At 30.5% G+C, this 15,871-nt stretch carries 18 protein-coding genes; 10 read left to right on the top strand and 8 right to left on the bottom strand.

Going from position 1 to position 15,871, the window contains the following annotated elements; translation table 11 throughout:
* The first annotated feature begins 64 nt into the window (after positions 1-64).
* The gene (locus IU405_RS06905) at positions 65-781 is read left to right on the top strand and encodes a DUF547 domain-containing protein (protein ID WP_231749585.1); all 717 of its coding nucleotides are present in this window, start codon (positions 65-67) and stop codon (positions 779-781) included.
* A gap of 1 nt (position 782) precedes the next feature.
* Here IU405_RS06905 and IU405_RS06900 read toward each other — a convergent pair whose 3' ends face one another.
* Genes IU405_RS06900 through IU405_RS06890 form a run of 3 tightly spaced genes read right to left on the bottom strand, consistent with a single transcriptional unit; the run spans position 783 to position 3,753 of the window.
* Entirely contained in the window at positions 783-2,051 is a 1,269-nt protein-coding gene (locus IU405_RS06900) for an MFS transporter (protein ID WP_197437876.1), read from the bottom strand.
* Positions 2,052-2,054: 3 nt separating this feature from the next.
* Positions 2,055-2,714, bottom strand: coding sequence for a hypothetical protein (locus IU405_RS06895; RefSeq protein ID WP_197437875.1), 660 nt, complete (start codon positions 2,712-2,714; stop codon positions 2,055-2,057).
* A 43-nt stretch (positions 2,715-2,757) separates the two neighbouring features.
* The gene (locus IU405_RS06890; RefSeq protein ID WP_197437874.1) at positions 2,758-3,753 is read right to left on the bottom strand and encodes an NAD(P)H-dependent glycerol-3-phosphate dehydrogenase; all 996 of its coding nucleotides are present in this window, start codon (positions 3,751-3,753) and stop codon (positions 2,758-2,760) included.
* Between the two features lie 92 nt (positions 3,754-3,845).
* Between IU405_RS06890 and IU405_RS06885 the strand changes: the two genes are divergently transcribed.
* The 5 genes from IU405_RS06885 (at position 3,846) to IU405_RS06865 (ending at position 7,808) form a co-directional block, all read left to right on the top strand.
* A complete protein-coding gene (locus IU405_RS06885) occupies positions 3,846-4,691 on the top strand; it encodes an alpha/beta hydrolase (protein ID WP_231749583.1) in 846 nt (281 codons plus the stop codon).
* A gap of 4 nt (positions 4,692-4,695) precedes the next feature.
* Complete coding sequence (gene dut / locus IU405_RS06880) at positions 4,696-5,130, top strand: dUTP diphosphatase (RefSeq protein ID WP_197437873.1); 435 nt, start codon at positions 4,696-4,698, stop codon at positions 5,128-5,130.
* A gap of 104 nt (positions 5,131-5,234) precedes the next feature.
* Positions 5,235-5,813: a YceI family protein gene (locus IU405_RS06875; protein WP_197437872.1), complete on the top strand. Its 579-nt coding sequence runs from the start codon at positions 5,235-5,237 to the stop codon at positions 5,811-5,813.
* A 42-nt stretch (positions 5,814-5,855) separates the two neighbouring features.
* Positions 5,856-7,124: a hypothetical protein gene (locus tag IU405_RS06870; protein WP_197437871.1), complete on the top strand. Its 1,269-nt coding sequence runs from the start codon at positions 5,856-5,858 to the stop codon at positions 7,122-7,124.
* 87 nt (positions 7,125-7,211) lie between these two features.
* Entirely contained in the window at positions 7,212-7,808 is a 597-nt protein-coding gene (locus tag IU405_RS06865; protein ID WP_197437870.1) for a YceI family protein, read from the top strand.
* 18 nt (positions 7,809-7,826) lie between these two features.
* Here the strand turns inward: IU405_RS06865 and recA are convergent, their stop codons facing one another.
* Positions 7,827-8,831 carry a recombinase RecA gene (gene recA / locus IU405_RS06860; protein WP_197437869.1) on the bottom strand — a complete coding sequence of 335 codons (1,005 nt, stop codon included), beginning with the start codon at positions 8,829-8,831 and terminating at the stop codon, positions 7,827-7,829.
* Positions 8,832-8,946: 115 nt separating this feature from the next.
* On the opposite strand from recA, the gene IU405_RS06855 reads away from it, so the two are divergent.
* On the top strand, positions 8,947-9,732 hold the full coding sequence (locus IU405_RS06855) for an aldose 1-epimerase (protein WP_197437868.1): 786 nt from the start codon (positions 8,947-8,949) through the stop codon (positions 9,730-9,732).
* A 106-nt stretch (positions 9,733-9,838) separates the two neighbouring features.
* On the opposite strand, the gene IU405_RS06850 is transcribed toward IU405_RS06855, so the two are convergent.
* The 3 genes from IU405_RS06850 to IU405_RS06840 all read right to left on the bottom strand — a co-directional run bounded on the left by IU405_RS06850 (position 9,839) and on the right by IU405_RS06840 (position 11,428).
* Positions 9,839-10,279, bottom strand: coding sequence for a GNAT family N-acetyltransferase (locus tag IU405_RS06850; protein ID WP_197437867.1), 441 nt, complete (start codon positions 10,277-10,279; stop codon positions 9,839-9,841).
* Complete coding sequence (gene rpiB / locus IU405_RS06845) at positions 10,279-10,713, bottom strand: ribose 5-phosphate isomerase B (protein WP_197437866.1); 435 nt, start codon at positions 10,711-10,713, stop codon at positions 10,279-10,281. The genes IU405_RS06850 and rpiB overlap by 1 nt, the downstream gene beginning before the upstream one ends.
* A gap of 541 nt (positions 10,714-11,254) precedes the next feature.
* On the bottom strand, positions 11,255-11,428 hold the full coding sequence (locus IU405_RS06840) for a hypothetical protein (protein ID WP_197437865.1): 174 nt from the start codon (positions 11,426-11,428) through the stop codon (positions 11,255-11,257).
* A gap of 187 nt (positions 11,429-11,615) precedes the next feature.
* On the opposite strand from IU405_RS06840, the gene rnr reads away from it, so the two are divergent.
* The 3 genes from rnr (at position 11,616) to tatA (ending at position 14,815) form a co-directional block, all read left to right on the top strand.
* Entirely contained in the window at positions 11,616-13,811 is a 2,196-nt protein-coding gene (rnr, locus tag IU405_RS06835) for a ribonuclease R (protein ID WP_197437864.1), read from the top strand.
* A gap of 84 nt (positions 13,812-13,895) precedes the next feature.
* A complete protein-coding gene (locus IU405_RS06830) occupies positions 13,896-14,585 on the top strand; it encodes a head GIN domain-containing protein (protein ID WP_197437863.1) in 690 nt (229 codons plus the stop codon).
* 41 nt (positions 14,586-14,626) lie between these two features.
* Positions 14,627-14,815, top strand: a complete 189-nt coding sequence (tatA, locus tag IU405_RS06825; RefSeq protein WP_197437862.1) for a twin-arginine translocase TatA/TatE family subunit — start codon at positions 14,627-14,629, stop codon at positions 14,813-14,815.
* Between the two features lie 60 nt (positions 14,816-14,875).
* Here the strand turns inward: tatA and IU405_RS06820 are convergent, their stop codons facing one another.
* The gene (locus IU405_RS06820) at positions 14,876-15,793 is read right to left on the bottom strand and encodes an SPFH domain-containing protein (RefSeq protein ID WP_197437861.1); all 918 of its coding nucleotides are present in this window, start codon (positions 15,791-15,793) and stop codon (positions 14,876-14,878) included.
* Positions 15,794-15,871 lie beyond the last annotated feature (78 nt).

Below are 15,871 nucleotides of genomic sequence, written 5' to 3'. Positions count from 1 at the left end.
TAAACATACGAAATTTTACACAAAACAGTTTTTTTACAGTATTATTTTTTTATCATCCTTTTTTTTGAATTCTCAAGAAAAAGTAAATTTTGGTAAATTATCGGAAAATTTATTAACCAATATTCGAGATAATAAATCAACAGAAAATGAACGTAAACAATTGTCAGAAAGCAACTTAACAGCCTTAACAAATGAACTTAAAACTGACAATCAAAAAATTGCTTTTTGGGTAAATATTTACAATGCTTTTATTCAAATTTCACTGTCTAAAAATCCAAAATTGTATGAAAATAAAGCCTTTTTTTTTAGTGAAAAGCGCATCAAAATTGGAGGAGAAACACTTTCTTTTGATGATATTGAGCATGGAATACTCAGAAAATCGAAAATAAAAATTAGTTTGGGTTATTTGAGAAAATGGTTTCGTCCAAAATGGGAACGCAAATTGCGTGTTGACAAAGTAGATTGGCGCATCCATTTTGCATTGAATTGTGGCGCAAAAAGTTGTCCTCCTGTTGCCATTTATGATGTTGAAAATTTAGACAATCAACTAGATTTTATGACTAAAGCATATTTAGAAGAGCAAACTTCGTATAATAAAACATCAAAAACAGCTTCAACTTCGGTTTTATTGTCTTGGTTTAGAGGTGATTTCGGAGGAAAAAAAGGTGCTAAAAAAATTCTTTTTACATATAAAATAACACCTGAAAAACCCAAAAATTTGGACTATAAAACGTATGATTGGACGCTTTTTTTAGGTAATTATAGAACAATTCCGAACTAATTTATTCTGCATTTTCGTGTTCTTCAATATCTTTTGTTAAATCTAAATCGCGCAAAGTTGGATTTATAATGGCAGTTGCGCCTACTGTCAATAAAGTCATAGTTCCACCAAAAACAACAGCAGCAACAGGTCCAATAATTTTTGCAGCCAAACCACTTTCAAAAGCACCTAATTCGTTAGAAGAACCAACAAACATTGAGTTGACTGATGAAACTCTTCCTCGCATTTCATCAGGAGTTTTGATTTGTAAAATTGTTTGACGAATGACCATCGAAATTCCATCTGCAGCTCCACTTATGAATAAGGCTAAAATACTCACCCAAAAAATGGAAGACAATCCAAAAGCAATGATGCTCAATCCAAAAATAAAAACAGCAACTAACAATTTTTTTCCTGTATTTTTATTGATAGGAATATAGGTTGTGATAAACATTGTTACAATGCTTCCCAATGAAATTGAGGCATTTAGAATTCCAAAACCTTCGCTCCCAACTTTCAAAATATCTTGTGCAAAAACGGATAAAATGGCAACAGTTCCTCCAAATAAAACCGCAATCATATCTAACGTTAAAGCCCCTAAAATCGCTTTGTTTTGAAATACAAAAGTGACTCCAGCTTTCAAACTTTCTCTGATTGGTTCTCCAATTTTAGTATTTAAAATGGGTTTCTTTTTAATGAAAAAAACAACAATGAAGGATAAAATGACTAGTACAAAAACCAACAATAATGTGTTTGCAACTCCCATCCAACTTATTGAAAATCCTGCAAATAATGCTCCTGATACTGATGCTGTTTTCCATGTACTTGTACTCCAAGTTGCAGCATTGTGATAGATTTTTTTGGGAACAATCAATGCCACCAAAGAGAAAATTGTAGGGCCAAAAAAAGAACGTAAAAATCCACCAAAAAAAACCAATCCGTAAATGCCGTATAATATTTTATTTGTTGACCAACTTTCTAAAATACTGTCAGTTGTTAAAAAATACAAACCTAAACTGATGAGTGAAAAAGTGGCAATGCAGAGCGCTAATAAATTTCGTTTTTCTTTTTGATCAACAATATGTCCTGCAAAAAGCGCCATTGAAAAAGCTGGAATTATTTCCATCAATCCAATAATTCCTAGTGATAACGGGTCTTTTGTAATGCTATATACTTGCCATTCAATCACGATAAACTGCATTGACCAACCAAAAACAAGTAAAAAACGCATCAATAAAAAAATGTTGAATTCTTTTATTTTCAATGCTGCATAAGGATTTGTTTTTGCCATAAATTAGCTCAATTTCATATCCATTAAAATCGCAAAAGTTTGATTGATGTCTTTTTCTTTGACCACAATTGTCATTTCGTTGGTCGTAGAAATAATTTCTTGCAATGGAATATCTGCCCAAGCCAATTGCTTCAAAATAAAGTAATAAATCCCAGATTGTTCTTGGTTGTCTTTGGGTAATTTGATGGTAATTGATGCCAATTCTAACATGCTTTTTAACAACGTTTCCTTCTCAAAAATTTCTTCTACAAAAGGTCTTAAATTTTTACTTGTAACAATATTTGTTTCAAAAATTCCTTGAGAAACTGTTAGAAAATAATCAGCACTTTCTGAAGATTTGTTTAAAATTCTTGAAATTTCTTTCAATAATGAAGGCGTGTTTTTGAATGTAAAATCGCATAAATCTGAACGAACAATCACATCGCCCAAATCCAATGCTAATTTTTTGATGTTTTTTCTGATTCTCAACTCACTTGCAGGAGACAATCTATTTATTGCCATCATCACTGCGCCCACCTTTACGTCTTTTTTGAGAGCTGCTGCAACTTCTGGCAAAATAATTCTTGCTAATGAAGAAACATTGATGAGTTTTTCGTTGAGCGCTTCTTCTATAAAAGGAGTTTTTCTAACAGTGCTTTCAACGACTTCTTGTATTGTTTTCATACTTAAAGTTGAAAATTAAAATTAATTGTGCAAAATTAAACAATTAATCCAATTTATCTGTCAACTTCTTAAATTCTTTTTTTGGATTTTTTTGGTCGTATAAAATGGCAAAAACAGCATCAATAATGGGAGTTTTTGTTTTGTTTTCTTGAGAAATTTTATGAGCACTTTTCGCAGCATAATAGCCTTCAGCAATCATACTCATTTCCAATTGTGCCGATTTTACAGTATATCCTTTTCCAATCATATTTCCAAAATGGCGATTTCTACTAAATGTGGAATATCCTGTCACTAACAAATCACCTAAATACGCTGAATTATTGATGTTTCGTTTCATTTTATGCACTTTTCTGATAAAACGTTTCATTTCGCGAATGGCATTACTCATCAAAACTGCTTGAAAATTATCTCCATAACCCAAACCATGGGCAATTCCGGCTGCGACCGCATAAATATTTTTCAGAACAGCTGCATATTCTGTCCCAATAATATCGTCAGAAGTTTTTGCATTGATATACCAACTTTCTAAAGATTTAGCCATTTTTTTCGCCTTTTCTTCATCTTGACACGCAATTGTCAAATAAGATAAACGTTCCATAGCAACTTCTTCAGCATGACAAGGTCCTGTAATTACACCAATATTTTCAAGTGGAATTTGGTATTCTCTATTGAAATGTTCACCAACTATCAAACCTGTTTCGGGCACAATTCCTTTGATGGCAGAAAAAATAATTTTATATTCCAAAGAAATGGACAATTTGCTCAATTCGCTTACCAAAAAAGCAGAAGGAATTGCAAAAATAAGAACGTCATATTTTGCAACCATATCATTAATATCCGCAGACAATTCTAAACGATTTGCATCTAATTCTGCTGAACTTAAATATTTTGGGTTGTGGTGATTCTCTTTGATATGTTCAATTGTTTGAATATCACGCATATACCAACCAACATTTTCTAAATTTTCAGATAACATTTTTACAATTGCAGTTGCCCAACTTCCACCTCCAAAAACTGCAATTTTTTGCTGTTCACTCATAAGAATAATTTTGAGTGTCAAAAGTAAGAAAAGTATTAACTTTTCAAGAATACTTACGCCATTTATTATATTTGTAAAAAATCAATCAAAATTTGAATTCGCAGACTATTTTAATAAAATTTATTCTTTTTTACTTTATTTTTTGGGGATTGCAAGCGCAAGAAAAAAATCAAAAAACAAGTACAAAAGCTTCTAATGTTCCAATTTTAGAGAAAGAATTTGAACTGAAATCTTTGGACATTTCGCATAAAATTTGGGTGTATTTGCCTCCAAATTATGAAAAATCATCCAAAAAATTTCCAGTAATTTATATGCATGATGGGCAAAACTTGTTTGATGATGCAACTTCATATATTGGCGAATGGGGTATTGATGAAACACTGAATGATGTATTTCAAAAAACAGGAAAAGGATTTATTGTAGTAGGAATTGAAAATTCAGGTGCTAAAAGAATTGACGAATATACCCCTTTCAAAAATGAAAAATATGGAGGAGGAAAAGGAACTCTTTATATTGATTTTATAATCAATGAAGTGAAACCTTATATTGATGCAAATTTCAGGACAAAAACCAACGCAAAAAATACGGCAATTATTGGAAGTTCTTTGGGAGGTTTAATTTCGTTTTATGGAGGTTTGAAATACCCAAAAGTCTTTGGAAAAATAGGCGCACTTTCTACCTCATTTTGGTTTTCTGATGAAATTTATGGTTTTGCTAAAGAAAAAGGAAATCAAAAAAATCTAAAAATTTACTTTTTAGTAGGAGGAAAAGAAGGAGAAATGATGGTTCCTGACACTGAAAAAATGGTAAAAACCTTGTCAGAAATAGGATTTCCCTCTAAAAAAATGAAATTAAAAATAGTTCCAGAAGGCAAACACAATGAAGCTTTTTGGAAATCTGAATTTTTAGAAACACTAAATTTTTTATTCAAATTATAATAATATGATAGTACAAATCATTAATAAATCAAAACACGACATTCCAAACTACGAAACTGAAGGTGCTGCAGGAATGGATTTAAAAGCGAATATTGAAACAACAATCAATCTAAAACCATTAGAAAGAGCGATTGTAAAAACAGGGTTGTATATTGCTTTACCTCAAGGATTTGAAGCGCAAGTAAGGCCTAGAAGTGGTTTGGCTGCTAAAAAAGGAATCACAGTTTTAAATTCTCCAGGAACTGTAGATGCTGATTACAGGGGGGAAATTGGAGTAATCCTTGTAAATCTATCAAACGAAGATTTTTTAATCAATGATGGAGAAAGAATTGCACAATTGGTCATCGCAAAACACGAAAGAATTCAGTGGAATGAAGTAGAAATATTATCAGAAACGCAACGTGGTTCGGGAGGTTTTGGTAGTACTGGCTTGAAATAAAACTTATTTGTTGCATTTTTTTTGGAAAAATGTGAACATGATAAATATCATTTTTTGATATGTAATATTGCTCAATCTTTGCATCGTAATTAAACACAATTATGATGAAAAAAACAAAATTACTACCCTATCTGTTGTTATTCGTTTTTATGACAACGCCTTTTTTCGTTCAGGCTCAGAAACTAACTTTAGATAACGAAACCTCTTTTTTACAAGTATTAGGAACTTCTTCTTTGCATGATTGGCATGTACAAGCTGAAAAGCAAAGTGGCAGCATGATTTTTTCTGATGCAGATAAATTTGCAATTAGTTCACTTACATTCTCTGTAGAAAGTGAAAGTTTGAAAAGTGGAAAATTAGCCATGGACAAAAAAACTTTTGAAGCATTAAACACAAAAAAGTTTAAAACAATTGAATTTTCATTAACAGAAGTTATAGCTGTCAATAAAAAAACAGAAAAACGTTATGAAATTTCTGCTTCAGGAAACTTAGTTATAAATGGAGTTAAAAAACCAATTACTTTAAAGTTTTCAATTGAAAAAAATGAAAAAGTGTACATTTTAGAAGGATCTCATAAGCTTTTGATGACCACTTTTGGAATTGCACCACCAAAAGCTTTGCTTGGAACAATAAAAACAGGTGACGAAATAGAAGTCAAATTTAAATCAATATTCAAAAATTAATTTTAAAACAAACACAAACAATAATTCAAAATCAATATTAATATGAAAAATTTAGCAAAAATAGTTTTTTTAGTTATCGTGTTAACTAATATGAGTTTGTTCTCTCAAAAATCACAGAGAGACCTGGATAATTACAGAAATCCAGACAAACGTGGAATCAATGTTTTTGAGGCTCCAAAAGATACCGTTTTATCAAAATTTGATGGTGTATATGTAAGAATGGGTGGTGCATCTGCCTTGCAATTTCAATCATTATCTCACAGTAACTCAGGTGTAGTTCCTTTAAAAGAAATTGGAGGAAACTTCAACTTAGCTACTGCAAACTTAGACATGGATGTAGTTTTAGGAAAAGGATTACGTATGCACTTACGTACCTATTTATCATCAAGACACCACCCAGAGCCATATGTAAAAGGTGGTTATATTCAAATTGATAATTTAGATTTTATCAAAGAAGGTTTCATGGAAAACTTTATGAAACATGCTACCGTAAAAATTGGTCACATGGAAAACAACTATGGTGATGCTCACTTTAGACGTTCAGATAATGCCCAAGCTTTATTCAACCCTTTTGTTGGAAACTTAATTATGGATGCATTCACAACCGAAGTTGGTGCTGAGTTTTATTACCGTAAAAATGGATTCATCTCTATGGTTGGTATTTCTAATGGTAAATTGAATCAAGATGTTGCAAATCCTGATACTGGAGGAGCTTCTTTCTTAGCAAAATTTGGTTATGACAAACAAATCAATGATGATTTTAGATTCAGATTAACAGGATCTTTATACAACACTGGTAGAGTTAGAACTTCTTACTTATACTCTGCAGATAGAGCTGGATCAAGATATTATTTAGTTTTAGAACCTGAAACAGCTACACCTGCTGCAAATTTTAGATCAGGTCGTTACAATCCAGGATTAACAAATCAAATCCGTGCTATCATGATCAACCCTTTTGTTAGATATAAAGGTTGGGAGTTCTTTGGAACATACGAAAATGCAACTGGTAAAAATGCTGCTGAAGCAGATAATAGAACTGCAACTCAATGGGCTTTAGAATCTATTTACAGATTTGGAAAAGATGAAAACCTATACATTGGTGCTCGTTACAACACTGTAGATTCTGAAGAAAGAAATGGAGACAATATTGAAATCAGTAGATTTAACCTTTCTGGTGGATGGTTTTTAACTAAAAACATGTTGCTAAAAATGGAGTATGTTAGCCAAAAACACTCTGGATACAACGCAGCAAGCATCTTTGATGGAGGTAAATTTGATGGATTTATGTTAGAAACTGTTATTAGTTTCTAAAAAAAGATAATTTTTTCAATGTTTTTTTAGTAATTTAAAGGTCTCTATTCGTCACTAGAGACCTTTATTTTTAAAACCAAAAACTTTATGAGACCTTTATTAATTATACTTGGGAATCTTTTTATACTGTCAAACTTTTATTTTTCTTCTGCTAGAAAAGAGATTGTAACACTTTCATTTACGCCAAAAAGTACATTAATCATTAAAGGAAAATCAAACGTTCATGAATTTGCATGCGATTACAATACGTATGAATTATCAGATTCATTGAAAGTAAATTTTAAGAAACATGATAATATGATTGTTTTTGAGAATACTCAGTTACTTCTCGAAAAAACGGAATTTGATTGTGGAGGAAGAGGAATTAACAAAGATTTTCATAAATTATTACAAACAAAAGATTTCCCACACATAAAAATGAATCTAAAAAAAGTAGCTTTATCAGGTAAAAATACTGTAAATGCTGAACTTTCTTTTACGATTTGTGAAATTACCAAAAATTATACAGTACCAATTTCTATTTTAAATCAGCACAACAAAATGATTTTTAAAGGAAGTATTGCTTTGAGTTTGCAAGATTTTAATTTGACAACGCCTAAAAAATTAATGGGTTTGATTAAAGTTAAAGACACCATTGTCGTCGATATAAATTTAGAATCGATTGTAAATAAAAAAACACCTTAGTAAGGTGTTTTTTTATTTTTATTGATTTGCAATTGTCTCTTTTATTTTTGCTTCTATTTCATCCATCAACTCAGGATTGTCTTTGATCACACCTTTTACAGCATCTCTTCCTTGTCCTAATTTTGTATCACTATAACTAAACCAAGAACCGCTTTTCTTAACAATACCAAGTTCAACACCAATATCTAAAACTTCACCAACTTTCGATATTCCCTCACCATACATGATGTCAAATTCTGCTTGTTGAAAAGGTGGAGCTACTTTGTTTTTTACCACTTTTACTTTAGTGCTGTTTCCAATCACTTTTTCACCATCTTTAATTTGCGTTTTTCTTCTGATATCTAAACGAACTGAGGCATAAAATTTCAATGCATTTCCTCCTGTAGTCGTCTCAGGATTTCCAAACATTACCCCAATTTTATCTCTCAACTGATTGATAAAAATTACGGTACATTTTGTTTTAGAAATAGTTCCTGTTAATTTTCTTAGAGCTTGACTCATTAAACGTGCATGTAACCCCATTTTAGAATCACCCATTTCTCCTTCAATTTCGGATTTTGGAGTCAATGCAGCTACAGAATCCACCACAACAATATCAATAGCTCCTGAACGAATTAAATTCTCTGTAATTTCTAAAGCTTGTTCTCCATGATCAGGTTGAGAGATGATTAAATTATCAATATCAACTCCTAAATTTGCTGCATAAAAACGATCAAAAGCGTGTTCAGCATCAATAAATGCTGCAATTCCACCTGCTTTTTGAGCTTCTGCAATTGCATGCAATGATAAGGTTGTTTTTCCTGAAGATTCTGGTCCATAAATTTCAATCACTCTTCCTCTTGGATAACCTCCAACTCCGAGTGCTAAATCCAATCCTAATGATCCTGAAGAAATGGCTTCAATATCATCTACAGCAACATCTCCCATTTTCATTACTGCTCCTTTTCCATAGGTCTTATCTAGCTTATCTAGTGTAAGTTGTAAGGCTTTTAATTTCGCTAATTTTTCTTTATCTTCTGACATATTTCTTGGTTTTCTAAATTTTTTTAAAGCAAGCAAGTTACAAAAAAGTCTTCTTAAAAATTCAGAAAATACCCTACAATTTTGTAATATTGTTATCAACCTAAATTGATTGATTATGATACAAATAAAAAATAGTAAAAGTGCAATTGCAATTGATGAAGGAGAATTGGTGAGTTATGTTTTTGACGGACAAGAATACATCCATCAAAAAGGAAATAAAGGTTGGCGAAAATCAGATGACGAAATGTTTCCTATCATTGGTCCTACTGAAAAAAACGATTTTGTGGTACACACCAAAAATGGTGATGCCATTCAAGACCAGCATGGATTATTGAGAGAATTGAATTATTATTTGCTTTCTGAAAGTGAAAATCAAGTAAAATTTATAAAAAATTATAAAAAAAATACTTGGGTTAAAAACAGCAAATACCCTTCAAAATCTACTGAAGAATTCTTGTATTGGCCATTTGATTTTACTTTTGAAAAGAAATTTACACTTCAAAATGACAGTTTAGTTATTGATTTTACCATTCAATCTGAAGAAGGAATGCCATTTATGTTGGGATATCATCCTGCATTTTTATTGTCAGATACTGGTGAAGAAACTTTGATGGCAAATAATCAAAAAATTACGTTGACAGATGTTTTGAATGCGGGTTCAAATGCATTTCCTGTGTTGAATTCAGATGAAATTGTATTGATAAATAACCACAAGAAAAATCTGCAAATCATCACGAAAGGGTTTCATAATTTTATGCTTTGGACAGAGGTAAAGAATATGTTGTGTATTGAACCAATTACGCAATACACGTCATATACAAATCAAGTGTTTTCAGAGGAAAATATGAAATTATCGAAAGGAATTAATAATTTTTCTGTAACGCTAAAAGTACTGGAATGAATGACAATTCAAATACTATAATTTATATTGTAGCAGCTATTATTCTGCTACATTTTATGGTTGGTTTTGGCTATCTAATTTATAAAATGAATAAAAAAGATAAGTCTTAATTTTTATCCATTCTGATGTGAGGAATTCCATCTTCTAAATAGGTTTCTCCTACTTGAATAAATTCATGAGATTCGTAGAATTTTTTCAAATATAATTGTGCAGAAATCGTGATTTTTTCCTGATGAAATGAATCTTTTATAGCTTCAATAGAAACTTTCATTAATTCATGTCCATAACCATATTTTCGCTCAAATTGTTTCACCACAACTCTTCCAATACTTGCATTTTCAAAATAATCACCTGGTTTGAAAATTCGTGTGTAAGCGATGATTGTATTGTTTTTATACACTAAAACATGCAGCGCTTTTTGGTCTTTAAAATCTATGTCTTGATAGACACAATCTTGTTCTACAACAAAAACTTCAGAGCGCAATTGTAAGATTTGATATAGTTCTGAAACAGTTAATTCAGAAAATGATTTTACATGAAATTCCATTAATTTGAACACGAAATTTTATTCACTCTACCTTCATGTCTTCCTCCTTCAAAATCCGTGGAAAGAAAAATATCTACAAAACCTAATGCTTGTTGTAAAGAAACAAAACGTGCAGGAATCGTTAATACATTTGCATTGTTATGTTGTCTTGTAAGTGCTACTAATTCATTGTTCCAGCACAAAGCTGCTCTTATTCCTTGGTGTTTATTAGCAGTCATTTGAGCGCCATTTCCACTTCCACATAAAATGATTCCAAAAGTTGCTTTTCCATTTTCTACAGCAAATGCAGTTGGATGAATTGCATCAGGATAATCCATGGAATCATTGGAATCTGTGCCAAAATTTAAAACTGAATGTCCTAATTTTTCTAAATGTTTAATAATTTCAAACTTATATTCAGTTCCTGCGTGATCATTTCCGATAGCAATAGTCATAGTAGATTGATTTTAATGATGTTATGAACTACAAAAATAAAGATTCTAACTCGTTTCTACAGTTATCAACAATCAAATTTTATATTTTTTTAATAAGTAATTCAAAATAAAGCTTTTACCTATATTAAGAGAATGTTAAGAACTTATGGTTAAAATCTCATAACTAATTTTGGTTGTTTGTATTTTTTTTACAATACAGAAGGTTCTTTGAATAATCAATAAAAAATTATCAGTTTTTAATAAAAGTTTATCAACATAAAATTTACAATTTATTTACATTGAAATTTTATAAACTTATCAGTTCAAATAGGTTAATAACTGTTTATAAGTATTGTTAATAAGTCCTAAATTGAATTGATTTTTAAATAATTAAGCTACTTATAAAATGTCAATAGATTTTAATAACTCATAAATCAAAATTTATTTTAAAAAATTTATACTAGCTATTAACAAACAATAATTAACACCAAAAGAATTTTTAAAAATTTTAAAAAAGAAATAGAATTATAATAGTTGTTTATAAGTTTTGAAAGAATAAAAATTACACTGTAGATTTTTTATTTTTATATAGATTGATGGAATCTTTTTTTGCGTCAACCGTTTTTTGAGGAAGTTCACTTTTACGTAATGTTTTCTGCACAGTTTTAACTGTCACAAAAATTCCTGTGAAGAAAATGAAAAGAAATAAAGCGATTATTTTTCTAAGATTTTTCATTTAAGTTTGGTTTCAACTATTATATAGACGCTTTAATTTTCAATTCGTTACAAAAAAATTAAGTTTTTTTTAACAATTAGTTATTTATTCTCATTTCCTAATTTTTAAAAATTATAACCAATTTTAATACACGACCTTTGTAAAATAGTGTATTTTAGTAATTCCATATTTTAAGAAAAGAAATAAAATGGCCAACAAGAAAAAAATATTCAAAAAGAAAGGCAATATCATTAAAGATTTAACTAAAAATATCTTCAAAATTTTAAAAGAAGACGCATCAAAACAATTTAATTACAAACAAATTGCTGCGAAACTTCGTGTTACTGATACTGAAGGAAAAAATCAAATTATTCAAAAGTTGGCAGAATTAACGGCTGCTAAAAAATTAAAAGAAGTTGATAGAGGAAAATATCAAGTAAATGAAGAGCGCAAATATTCTGTTGGAAAATTAGATATCACTTCTAATGGAAATGGCTATTTTATCACAGAAGATTATGAAGATGATGTTTTTGTGCCAAATATCAATTTAGGCAAAGGGTTGCATAATGATTTGGTAAAAGCCTATGTGTATAAAAAACGTAGAAGCAATAAACTTGAAGCAGATGTTGTTGAAGTTTTAGAAAGAGCAAAAACACAATTTGTTGGTGTGTTACAAAAGAGCAAAAACTTTGGATTTGTAATTCCTGATAGCAATAAAATGTATGCTGATATTTTCATTTCCGAAAACAAAATGAATGGTGCAGAACATGGAGATAAAGTGCAAGCTACCATTCTTGATTGGCCAGAAAATTCAAAAAACCCTTTTGGAAAAATCACCACTGTTTTAGGAAAACCTGGTAATCAAAATACAGAAATGCATTCTATTTTAGTGGAATATGATTTGCCTTATGAGTTTCCAAAAGAAGTAGAAGAGGAAGCATCTCATCTTTCCATAGAAATCACAAAAGAAGAAATTTCTAAACGAAAAGACCTTCGAAATACACTCACTTTTACCATTGATCCAAAAGATGCAAAAGATTTTGATGATGCACTTTCTTTTAAAAAATTAGAAAATGGTCATTATGAAATAGGAATTCACATTGCAGATGTTTCTCATTATCTGCAACCTAAAACAATTTTGGATGATGAAGCGTACGAACGTGCAACATCAGTATATTTAGTAGATAGAGTAGTGCCCATGTTGCCCGAAATTTTGAGTAATGGTGTTTGTTCTTTGCGTCCTGAAGAAGAAAAATTAACTTTTTCAGCGATTTTTGAATTGAATGAAAATACAGAAGTTATCAATCAATGGTTTGGAAGAACTGTAACTTTTTCGGACAAACGCTTTGCTTACGAAGAGGCACAAGTAATTATTGAAACCAAAGAAAATGTGGTTCCTGCAAATGTTTCATTAACAGGACATGATTATACTGTTGATGAAGCCATTGTAGAAGCCATTTTGAAAATGGATGAATTGGCAAAAATTCTCAGAAAACGCAGAATGAATCAAGGTGCGATTTCATTTGATAGAGTAGAAGTAAAGTTCAATTTAGATGAAGACGCAAATCCAACAAGTGTGTATTTCAAAGAAGCAAAAGATGCTAATAAATTGATTGAAGAATTTATGTTGCTTGCGAATAGAAAAGTGGCAGAATTCATTGGTGAAAAAAACAAAAAACCATCAGGAAAAACCTTTGTTTACAGAGTTCATGATGAACCTGATACCGAAAAATTAGCTTCTTTGCAGAATATCATCAGCAAATTTGGGTATAAAATCAATACTGATACTAGAGAAACAACTTCTGCAACTTTGAATCAATTGTTGGCTGATGTTCATGGAAAAGCGGAATCAAATATGATTGAAACGCTTGCCATTCGTTCTATGAGCAAAGCTGTCTACACTACTCAAAACATTGGCCATTATGGATTGGCTTTTGACTATTACAGCCATTTTACATCGCCAATTAGACGTTATCCTGATGTCATGACACACAGATTATTGCAACATTATTTAGATGGAGGAAGTTCTCCAAAAGCAGAATTGTACGAAGAAAAATGCAAACATTCTTCCAAAAGAGAAGAATTGGCTTCAAAAGCGGAACGTGATTCTATCAAATACATGCAAGTAAAATACATGCAAAATCATAAAGAAGAGATTTTTGAAGGTGTCATTACGGGAGTTACAGAATGGGGAATTTATGTGGAAATCACCAAAAATAAATGTGAAGGAATGGTTCGTATTCGCGATATCAAAAGCGATTATTATTTGTTTGATGAAAAACAATATGCCATTGTAGGACAATCAACCAAACAACTCTATCAATTAGGAGATGATGTTAAAGTTCAGGTGAAAAAAACAGATTTAGAACGAAAACATTTGGATTTTAACTTGATTGAAGAGTAATTTTTACTTACATATTTCGTTGTATTTTAAGATATATCAAGAAATGGTATGTGTTTTGATTTAGAAATGATTCAATATAAAAAGATGAAAAAAATAAATTTTACAATCCTTGTATTTGTGGCATTTGTAGTGAATGCTCAAACCACAGTAACAAAAAATTTGGGAGACTTTTCAATTTTAAAAGTATATAATGGAATTGAAGTAGAGTTGATTAAATCTTCAGAGCAAAAAATTGAAATTACGGGAGAAAAATCAGAAAGTGTTAGCATCAAAAATATCGATAACACGTTGAAGATTTCATTACCTTTTTCATTAAATCCTGATAATAATTTAGCAAAAAATGAAGTTTTAGTGACCATTTATTACAATAAAAATATTGATGTGATTGATGCAAATGAAGCATCAACAATTACTGCTAAAGAAATTAAACAAGATAAATTAGAAGTAAATGCTCAAGAAAAAGCGTTTATAAATTTGGTTCTTGCAGTAAAACATTTAGAAGTTAGAGCTTCATCAGGAGGAGTAATTAAACTTACTGGTACAACAAAAAATCAAAACGTTGATTTGGATTTATATGGTGTTTACAATGGATTTAATTTAGAGTGCAGTTCAAGCACCACTGTAAAAGCAGGAACTGGTGCAAAAGCCGAAATTTTTGCAGGTGAATCTTTGGATGCAAAAGTTAGCTTTGGAGGGTCTATTTTTTATAAAGGAGAACCTGAAATCATAAAAGATAAAAAAGTAATAGGAGGTATAATACAAAAAAGAAATTAATAAAAACCTTTTTGTATCTTTGCAGTGTTAAATTTTTATTTATGAAAAACTTATTAATGCATTTCGGTTTTGTTGGTGGCACTCAAGTAGTCATCATTTTGGTAGTTGTGTTGGTTTTATTTGGTGGAAAAAAGATTCCAGAATTAATGAAAGGTCTTGGAAATGGAATCAAAGAATTTAAAAACGCTACAAAAGAAGAATCTAACGATAAAATAGAAGATAAAAAGTAAAGATTCTTATTATTTATAAAACTAAAAGCTCTGTAAAATTTTTTACAGAGCTTTTTAATTTTAACTATTTTTCTTGTTGTTTTTCATTGCCTCGCCAATTTGATTGCTTGCGGCAAAACTTGCAACCATGTCATTTAGCATATTACTTCCTACTTGAGGCGAATTTGGCAATAGGATTAAATTACTGTTGGTTTGCTCTCCCAATGATTGTAACGTATCATAATGTTGTGTTACTACAATCAACGCAGAAGCTTCTTGACTATTAATGCCAACTCTATTTAAAACCTCCACAGATTCTTCTAAACCACGCGCAATTTCTCTTCGTTGATCAGCAATACCTTGTCCTTGCAAACGCTTGCTTTCAGCTTCAGCTTTGGCTCTTTCTACAATTAAAATTCGTTGTGCATCTCCTTCATATTGCGCAGCTGTTTTCTCTCTGTCAGCAGCATTAATTCTGTTCATTGCTGCTTTTACTTGTGCATCAGGATCAATATCTGTTACCAATGTTTTAATGATATCATATCCATATTCCATCATTGCGTCATTCAATTCTGTTTTTACAGCAATCGCAATATCATCTTTTTTTACAAAAACGTCATCCAATTTCATCTTTGGAACTTCAGCTCTTACTACGTCAAAAACATAGGAAGTAATTTGATCATGAGGATAATCAAGCTTGTAAAAAGCGTCATACACTTTGTCTTTAATTACTTTATATTGCACAGAAACTTTCAATTTTACGAAAACATCATCCAGTGTTTTGGTTTCTATGATAACGTCTAATTGCTGTATTTTTAAACTTAATCTTCCTGCAATTCTTTGTACTCCAGGAATTTTTAAATGAAATCCGGATTGACGAATGCTCGTAAATTTTCCGAAAGTTTCAATAATTGCAGCTGTTTGCTGTTTTACAATAAAATAAGATGCAAAAATAATAAGGACAATAAGGGCAATAATAATTAATGGAATAGGAAACATATTAATTTTTTTTAAATTGATTTATCGTAAATATACGATTTATTTGACGTATTTATTTTAATAAGTTACAAAAAAAAT

This window comes from Polaribacter sp. BAL334 (assembly GCF_015767435.1).
Taxonomy (GTDB): domain Bacteria; phylum Bacteroidota; class Bacteroidia; order Flavobacteriales; family Flavobacteriaceae; genus Polaribacter.
The sequence above is the reverse complement of the archived record's forward strand: the minus strand, read 5'-3'. Positions and strand labels throughout refer to the sequence as shown.

What these genes read in the sequence shown, in the direction of transcription:
- IU405_RS06900 (WP_197437876.1), bottom strand. Translation starts at nt 2,051, where the DNA reads ATGGCAAAAACAAATCCTTATGCAGCATTGAAAATAAAAGAATTCAAC.
- IU405_RS06895 (WP_197437875.1), bottom strand. Translation starts at nt 2,714, where the DNA reads ATGAAAACAATACAAGAAGTCGTTGAAAGCACTGTTAGAAAAACTCCT.
- IU405_RS06890 (WP_197437874.1), bottom strand. Translation starts at nt 3,753, where the DNA reads ATGAGTGAACAGCAAAAAATTGCAGTTTTTGGAGGTGGAAGTTGGGCA.
- dut (WP_197437873.1), top strand. Translation starts at nt 4,696, where the DNA reads ATGATAGTACAAATCATTAATAAATCAAAACACGACATTCCAAACTAC.
- IU405_RS06875 (WP_197437872.1), top strand. Translation starts at nt 5,235, where the DNA reads ATGAAAAAAACAAAATTACTACCCTATCTGTTGTTATTCGTTTTTATG.
- IU405_RS06870 (WP_197437871.1), top strand. Translation starts at nt 5,856, where the DNA reads ATGAAAAATTTAGCAAAAATAGTTTTTTTAGTTATCGTGTTAACTAAT.
- IU405_RS06865 (WP_197437870.1), top strand. Translation starts at nt 7,212, where the DNA reads ATGAGACCTTTATTAATTATACTTGGGAATCTTTTTATACTGTCAAAC.
- recA (WP_197437869.1), bottom strand. Translation starts at nt 8,831, where the DNA reads ATGTCAGAAGATAAAGAAAAATTAGCGAAATTAAAAGCCTTACAACTT.
- IU405_RS06855 (WP_197437868.1), top strand. Translation starts at nt 8,947, where the DNA reads ATGATACAAATAAAAAATAGTAAAAGTGCAATTGCAATTGATGAAGGA.
- IU405_RS06850 (WP_197437867.1), bottom strand. Translation starts at nt 10,279, where the DNA reads ATGGAATTTCATGTAAAATCATTTTCTGAATTAACTGTTTCAGAACTA.
- rpiB (WP_197437866.1), bottom strand. Translation starts at nt 10,713, where the DNA reads ATGACTATTGCTATCGGAAATGATCACGCAGGAACTGAATATAAGTTT.
- IU405_RS06840 (WP_197437865.1), bottom strand. Translation starts at nt 11,428, where the DNA reads ATGAAAAATCTTAGAAAAATAATCGCTTTATTTCTTTTCATTTTCTTC.
- rnr (WP_197437864.1), top strand. Translation starts at nt 11,616, where the DNA reads ATGGCCAACAAGAAAAAAATATTCAAAAAGAAAGGCAATATCATTAAA.
- IU405_RS06830 (WP_197437863.1), top strand. Translation starts at nt 13,896, where the DNA reads ATGAAAAAAATAAATTTTACAATCCTTGTATTTGTGGCATTTGTAGTG.
- tatA (WP_197437862.1), top strand. Translation starts at nt 14,627, where the DNA reads ATGAAAAACTTATTAATGCATTTCGGTTTTGTTGGTGGCACTCAAGTA.
- IU405_RS06820 (WP_197437861.1), bottom strand. Translation starts at nt 15,793, where the DNA reads ATGTTTCCTATTCCATTAATTATTATTGCCCTTATTGTCCTTATTATT.